Origin of the sequence: Streptomyces specialis (assembly GCF_001493375.1) — a bacterium.
In the GTDB taxonomy this organism is placed as follows: Bacteria; Actinomycetota; Actinomycetes; order Streptomycetales; family Streptomycetaceae; genus Streptomyces; species Streptomyces specialis.
Map to the genome: position 1 here is coordinate 64,773 of NZ_LN929759.1, position 6,930 is coordinate 71,702.

At 74.5% G+C, this 6,930-nt stretch carries 7 protein-coding genes and 1 pseudogene; 3 read left to right on the forward strand and 5 right to left on the reverse strand.

The window, feature by feature from the left end:
* The first annotated feature begins 23 nt into the window (after positions 1–23).
* The gene (locus tag BN2279_RS03015) at positions 24–1,187 is read left to right on the forward strand and encodes a flavin-containing monooxygenase (RefSeq protein ID WP_079031784.1); all 1,164 of its coding nucleotides are present in this window, start codon (positions 24–26) and stop codon (positions 1,185–1,187) included.
* 196 nt (positions 1,188–1,383) lie between these two features.
* Here BN2279_RS03015 and BN2279_RS03020 read toward each other — a convergent pair whose 3' ends face one another.
* Both BN2279_RS03020 and BN2279_RS03025 read right to left on the reverse strand, forming a co-directional pair.
* Positions 1,384–1,869, reverse strand: a complete 486-nt coding sequence (locus BN2279_RS03020) for an ATP-binding protein (RefSeq protein ID WP_059006130.1) — start codon at positions 1,867–1,869, stop codon at positions 1,384–1,386.
* 195 nt (positions 1,870–2,064) lie between these two features.
* Entirely contained in the window at positions 2,065–2,439 is a 375-nt protein-coding gene (locus BN2279_RS03025) for an STAS domain-containing protein (protein WP_059006129.1), read from the reverse strand.
* 327 nt (positions 2,440–2,766) lie between these two features.
* Between BN2279_RS03025 and BN2279_RS03030 the strand changes: the two genes are divergently transcribed.
* Positions 2,767–3,315 carry a sigma-70 family RNA polymerase sigma factor gene (locus tag BN2279_RS03030; protein ID WP_104530917.1) on the forward strand — a complete coding sequence of 183 codons (549 nt, stop codon included), beginning with the start codon at positions 2,767–2,769 and terminating at the stop codon, positions 3,313–3,315.
* Positions 3,312–4,598, forward strand: a complete 1,287-nt coding sequence (locus tag BN2279_RS03035; RefSeq protein WP_234347347.1) for a zf-HC2 domain-containing protein — start codon at positions 3,312–3,314, stop codon at positions 4,596–4,598. The genes BN2279_RS03030 and BN2279_RS03035 overlap by 4 nt, the downstream gene beginning before the upstream one ends.
* A 22-nt stretch (positions 4,599–4,620) precedes the next feature.
* Here BN2279_RS03035 and purU read toward each other — a convergent pair whose 3' ends face one another.
* The 3 genes and pseudogenes from purU to BN2279_RS03050 form a co-directional block, all read right to left on the reverse strand.
* On the reverse strand, positions 4,621–5,496 hold the full coding sequence (gene purU / locus BN2279_RS03040; protein ID WP_059006127.1) for a formyltetrahydrofolate deformylase: 876 nt from the start codon (positions 5,494–5,496) through the stop codon (positions 4,621–4,623).
* Between the two features lie 49 nt (positions 5,497–5,545).
* A complete protein-coding gene (locus BN2279_RS03045; protein WP_059006126.1) occupies positions 5,546–5,992 on the reverse strand; it encodes an SCO4402 family protein in 447 nt (148 codons plus the stop codon).
* A gap of 50 nt (positions 5,993–6,042) precedes the next feature.
* Positions 6,043–6,930 (reverse strand): annotated as a pseudogene (locus BN2279_RS03050) (hypothetical protein); the annotation flags it as partial.

Sequence of the window (6,930 nt, forward strand, 5' to 3'; positions counted from 1 at the left end):
CGGCGGGTCGTCTGCGTATGCTCATGGACATGCCTACGTCCCCTGTACACGTCATCGGGGCCGGTCCGGCCGGGCTCGCCGTCGCGGCCTCGCTCGCGCGCCGGGGAGTCCGGACGGTCGTGGTCGAGAAGTCCGCCGACGTGGGCGCCTCCTGGCGCGGCCACTACGACCGCCTGCGGCTGCACACGACCCGCCGCTGGTCGTCGCTGCCGGGGATGCGGATACCCCGCTCGGCCGGACGCTGGGTGCGGCGCGACGACTTCGTGCGCTACCTGGAGAGCTACGCCCGGCACCACCGGATAGAACTCGCCGCCGGTGTCGAGGTCTTCGGCATCGACCGGCCCCGGCCGGGCGACGACGACTGGGTGTTGCGCGCCACCGGGGGGCGCCTGCTGCGCGCCGGGGCCGTCGTGGTGGCAACCGGCCACCACCACACGCCGTATCTGCCGGACTGGCCCGGACTGGACGGTTACGCGGGCGAGTTGCTGCACGCCAGCGCGTACCGGTCGCCGGCGCCGTTCGAGGGGCGGGACGTGCTGGTCGTCGGAACCGGCAACAGCGGAGCGGAGATAGCCGCGGACCTGGCGTTCGGCGGCGCCGGGCGGGTGCGGCTGGCGGTGCGGACGGCGCCGCACATCCTGCGCCGCGCCACGCTGGGCTGGCCCTCACAGGCCGGGGCGATCCTGTGCCGACGGCTGCCGGTGGTGGTGACGGACCGGCTGCCCCGGCCCGTCGGCCGGCTGCTGACCGGCCTGGCCGGGCACGGCCTGCCCCGCCCGGCCACCGGCCTGTACTCACGGGCGCGGGCGGGCTCGTTCCCCGTGGTGGACGCGGGACTTGTGCGCGCGGTGCGGCGCGGTCTGGTGCGGCCGGTGGCCGCGGTCGAGGCGTTCGACGGGGGCAAGGTGGTGCTGGCGGACGGCGAGACGATCGCCCCCGACGCGGTGATCGCCGCGACCGGCTACCGCCGGGGGCTCGCGCCGCTCGTCGGGCACCTCGGCGTTCTCGACGGCGACGGCGGCCCGCTGGTGCACGGCGCGGAGACCCATCCGGCCGCCGAGGGGCTGTACTTCATCGGCTTCACGAACCCCATCAGCGGCAACCTGCGCGAACTGGCGCGCGACGCCCCCAAGATCGCCGCCGCCATCGTCCGGCGGCAGGCCGACGAGGAGACCGCGCGGCGCTGAACGGACCGCCGGAGTGGACACCCCTCCCCATGCGGGGAGGGGGCCCGGTGGGGTGATCCGCACTCGCCGAGGCGCGTCCGCCGCGCCGGGCGGGGCCTCGACGTCCCCTCGCAGCGCATCACCCCATCCCGTCCGATCCGGCCTCCGACGGACTGGACGGAATCCTTTCTCAGGGTGAGCAGGCCGACACGGGACGTCAATAGCCGGCCGGAACCTTCCTGCCCGGCTCGGACGGTTCCGAAGCCTCTTCACCCGCGGGCGAACCGGCCGGGGAGCAATCCAGCTCGCACCAGACCCGTTTACCCTTTCCCTCGTGCTGCCAGCCCCAGCGGTCGGCCAGCACTTCCACCAACTCCAGCCCGCGCCCGCCGGTGTCCTCGCCCTCCGCGTGCCGGGGTCTCGGCGCGCGGCTGCTGACGTCCACCACCTCCAGACGGACGGGCACGTCCCGCCCGGCGGGCACGCGGCGCACGGCCAGGCGCAGCACGGCCGGACGGCCGGTGTGCACCACCGCGTTCGTCACCAGCTCGGAGACGAGCAGCACCAACGTGTCCGTCTGCGACGCGTCAGGACGGGCCGGGCAGGGCTGCCCCCTTCCGAGCTGCGCCCGGACCCACCGCCGGGCACGGCCCACCTCCGAGGGCTCGGGGGCGACATCCAACTGCTTTTCCAGCTCCTGCACCGTTCACACCATCCGAACCGGGCGGACAAATCCCCTCACACCGAGCGATCTCGGTGGGGGCCAGCATGAGCGACGCGCGAGTCGGACAACAAGTGCTTCAGGAATATTCCGGCGCAAAGGAGTAAGCACCCGCTGACGTGTGCGAACCCTCCCACGCCCACTCGAACACTACTCAGGGAAGGCTCACTTGGCGGCTCAGGCGGACAGCGGCGTCCCGGTCCCGTCCACCGCCGACTCCAGGTCGGGATAGCAGTCGAACAGCCGCCGCACCCCCAGCGCGGCCAGCACCCGGTTGACATGCGAGCCGTCCTCCGCGCCGCGCGCGGGCAGGATCAGGCGCAACTCCCCGGCGCACGAACGCATCAGCCGGCGCGCGGCGATGAGGATCCCGACCCCGCTGGAGTCGCAGAACAGCACCTCGGACAGGTCGAGCACGACCCGCCGGCGGCCGTCCGCGACCGCGTCGTGCACCCCGTGGCGGACGGTCGGCGACGTCGCCAGATCCAGCTCCCCGACGACCCGCAGCACGGCCCACTCCCCTCGCTGCTCCCCGTGCACTCTCAACGCCACGCCGCCGGACCCCTTCTGTTGTCTTCGCCGTCCACGCGCTCGGTGCGATCCGCGCGATCTGTGCGCTTCGTGCTGTCCATCCGTGTACTCCCCCACCGCCGGGAGAACCGATTCTCTCCGAGCGGCCTGCCCACATTCGCCGCCGCCACGCGTTCCCCCCTCGTCCTCCACGTCCGGTCATGTTTGGTCACGCCCGGCCCGCGACCGGGAGCACCCGGAGCGCGGATCGTCACGCGGGGCGCGCGCGGTCGGCCCGCCCACTACATTTGACGCGACGTGGAGGGCCGGAGGTTGTCGCACGGCGGACGGGGACCGGGAATTGGGGGCCTGATGGCGCACGAGACACCGCCACGCTGGGACCGCGACATGCGGCAGCGCCTGGAACGCGGCGAGGCCGCCGCCCTGGCCGAGCTGTACGACCGCTTCGCCTCGCTCGTCCACGGCATCGCCCAGCGGGTGCTCGGTGACGAGACCGCCGCGGCGCGGGTGACCCGCGAGGTGTTCGCGCTGATCTGGGAAGCGCCGCAGGGGTTCGACCCGGAGGCCGGGCCGATGCGGACCTGGATCGCCGGTCTCGCCCACCGGCTGGCCGTCCAGCGGCTGCGCGCCGACCTCGGCGGCCGGGCGAGCGCGGCCGAACGGGCGGACGCCGCCGCGCAGGTGCGGTCGGCGTCCACGGCCGCCCGGGCGGACTACATCGTGACCGCCATGCCCGCGCCCCTGCGCGAGGCGCTCGAACTCACCCGTTTCCAGCGGCAGGACTGCCGGCAGATGGCGGACCGCCTCGGCATCACCGAGGCGGAGGCCCGCCGCCGCCTGCGGCTGGGCCTGCAACTGCTGTCCACCGCCGACCAGTACGACGCGGAGGGCCTGTGACCACACCTCGGCCCGGCCCCGGGCGGGAGCCCGACGAGACGGCGACGGACGGGGCTTGGGACCACGCGGCGCGGGTACCGCGCCCCCGCGACGGGTCCGCGGACTTCGTGCGGTCGTCCACGCGGGCGGGCCCGCCGCCGGGCGCGGAGGACGCCGCGACGATCCCCATCCGGCTTCCGGAGGCGAACGATCCGATGTCCACCCACCACCACCTGATGTCCCTGCTCGGCGCCTGGGCGCTGGCGGCCTGCTCCCCCGAGGAGGCCGAACGCGTCGAGGCCCATCTCAACGACTGCGGCCGGTGCGCCGACGAGGCGGTCCGGCTGCGCGAGGCCGTCGCGCTGCTCGAACCGCAGCACTGCCTCGACCTCGACCCCAGGCTCCGGGTGCGCGTCCTGGAAGGCTGCCTCGCCCGCCGCCCCGCCCGGTGGCCGGTACCGCCGTGGGCCGCGCCGCTGGACGCGGAGGCCGCCCGACTCGACGCACTGCTCAACGACATGGCGGAGGACGAATGGCGCACACCGGTCGCGTTGCGCTGGTTCGACGGCGACCGCCGGCAGGTCCTGGGCACCTCGGTGGCCGGGGTCGTCGACCATCTGCTGTCCGGGGACGGCCTGTTGGCCCGCGCGGTCGGCCTGCCCGATCCCCTCGCCGACCGCGCGGGCGGGAACGGCGGCGCCGGTGACGACCCGGCCGCCCGCACCCTGGCCCGCTGGCGCGAAACGCCCGAACCGCGCGCCGAACCGCGCGCCCCCTGGCTGCCGTGGCGCGAACAGACCCGCGCACTGGTGCGCGCGGCGGCGGAACGGGGCGACGCCCCGCGCCCGGCCGGCGACCTGCCCGACGGTTACCTGCACCGGGCGTTCGCCTGCTGGATCCACGCCGGGGACATCGCCGACGCCGTGGAGTACCCGTACGGGCCGCCGTACGGCACGCATCTGCGGCTGCTGGTCGATCTGGCCGCGCGGAAACTGCCCGGCAGCATCGCCGGGCGCCGCCGCGCCGGGCTGGCGACCTCGCCCGGCGCGGCGGGCCGCACGATCCACCTGGAGGTCGAGGGCGCGGGCGGCGGCCACTGGTACATACCGCTCGACTCCCCCGCCGCCGCCGTCTCCCGCACCGAGGCGCGCGGCGCGGTGGCCCATGTGGCGCTGGACGACGTGGTGTTCTGCCAGCTCGCCGCCGGGCGGATCACGCCCGATGAGGTGGCCTCCGGCGGGGAGGGCGATCCGGCGGTGATACGGGACGTCCTGTCCGCCGCGGCGGCGCTCTCCCGGCTCTGACGCCGGACGGCTCCCCGGGGCGTCAGGCGAAGACGACGGTGCGGCTGCCGTTGAGCAGCACCCGCCGTTCGCTGTGCCACTTCACCGCGCGGGCCAGCGCCTGGCACTCGACGTCACGGCCGACCGCCACCAACTGCTGCGGGGTCAGCTCGTGTCCGACCCGCTCGACCTCCTGCTCGATGATCGGGCCCTCGTCCAGCTCGGCCGTCACGTAGTGCGCGGTCGCGCCGATGACCTTCACGCCGCGCGCGTGCGCCTGGTGGTAGGGGCGGGCGCCCTTGAAACTCGGCAGGAACGAGTGGTGGATGTTGATGATGCGGCCCGACAGCCGCTTGCACAGGTCGTCGGAGATCACCTGCATGTAGCGGGCGAGCACCACCAGCTCGACCTCCTCGTCCTCCACGACGCGCAGCAGCCGCGCCTCGGCCTCCGCCTTGGTGTCGGCGGTCACCGGGATGTGGTGGAACGGGATGCCGTACGACGCGGACAGCTCCGCGAAGTCGGTGTGGTTGGAGACGACGGCCGCGATCTCGACCGGCAGGGCGCCGATCCGGGTGCGGAAGAGGAGGTCGTTGAGGCAGTGGCCGAACTTGCTGACCAGCAGCAGCACGCGCATCTTCTCGCCGGCCGGGTGGAGCCGCCAGTCCATCTGGAACGTGTCCCCGACGGCCGCGAAGCTGGCCCGCAGCTTCTCCAGGGTGACCGGCTCGACGGCCGAGAAGTGCACCCGCATGAAGAACAGTCCGGTGTCACGGTCGCCGAACTGCTGGCTGTCCACGATGTTGCAGCCGGTCATGAAGAGGAAGCTGGAGACCGCGTGCACGATGCCGGGCTTGTCCGGGCAGGAGAGGGTGAGCACGTAGTCGTCGGTCTGGGCGGCGGCCTGGTCGGGGGTCATGGTGCCCTAGGGTGGCACATTCCCGCGCGATCGCGCCGCCGGACCGGCGCTACACCGTGTGCAGCACCGAGGCCAGCTCGTCCAGGGAACGCGGCGGCGCGTCGGGGTCGTCGCCGTCGTTGACCGCGAGCCGGGTGTGGGCCTCACGCGCCGCGCGGACGGCCTCCGGCCAGGCGTGGTGCTGGAGGTAGGCGGTGACGGGCGCGTCGGCGCCGACCTGATGCATGATCCGCAGCACCCGCAGCACGGCGACGTCCACGAGGGCCGCCTCCTGGCTGTCGCGGAAGACCGTGCCGACGTACTTCTCGGCCGACCAGTTGTCCAGCCAGGTGTCCTCGACCAGGCGGTACACGGCGTCGGTCACGTCCCCGTACCCGGGGGCGCCCGCCACCCAGCACTGCTGCTGGAACGCGGTGTCGGAAAGCATGTGCAGCGCGGAGCGCACGCTGACGCGCCAGCGCCACCAGGGCATGTCGTTGAGCGGCATGCCTGCCATGGTGCGGGAACGGCGGGCCTGTCGGGAAGGGGTTCCGGTCATCTGTGCCGTCACAGCTCCTCCGCCGCCCGCTCCGGCAGACCCTGCTCCCGGGCGACCGGGTTCCACAGCCCGGCCGCCTGTTCCTTGGCCTGGGTGGCCCGCGCGCTGGCCGTGTCGCCCTGGGTGGCGCGGTCGGTGTGCCGGGCCTGGCCGCCGTCGCAGACCTGCCGGTCCTGGCGGGCCTGGTCGGCCCAGGCCGCGTAGTGCTCGTCGGCCTCGGCGGACGCCTGCCACGCCTCGGTGAGGGCCTGGACGAGGGCGTCGCCCTGCGGAATGGCGCCGACGTCGAGGCCCTGGAGCCGCGTGACGAGGCTCTCGCGCTGCTGGGCCGCGGCGCGCAGATCGTCGGCGGCGCGGTTGAGGCGTTCGCACGCGCGGATGTCGGAGACGGCGGCGATGACGCTGTCGCGGCTGTCGTTGCTGTCGTCGAGGAGCGCCGACAGTTCGCGGGCCTGTGCGGCGGTCTCGGGGTCGGCGGCGTCGGTGGGGTCGGCGGCGTCGTTGTTCCCGGTGGCCGGGGGCTCCTGGTCCTGCTGCTGGTCCTGGTCCTGCTCCTGTTCGACCGGGGAGGTCGGGGACTCCTCCCCGCCGCTGAGCGCGGCGCCCGCGCCGAGCCCGACGACGGCACAGCCGACGACGACGGCGAGCACGACGACGACCGGGTTCCGCCGGCGCGGCGCGCGGTCCTCGCCGTAGTACGGCGGCGGCGGGTCGTCCTGCGGCGTGTGGGAGGCGGCGGACCGGAACAGGCTGTCGAACGCCCCCGGCCCCGCACCGGGCGCCGGCTCCTGCGGCCGGATCGCCCGGAGCCGCGTGGTCGCCTCCACATCCCGCCCCCGCCCCCCGGGCACCGGCGGCATGACCCGCGTCGCCGCCGGTGCCCGGGGGGCGGGGGC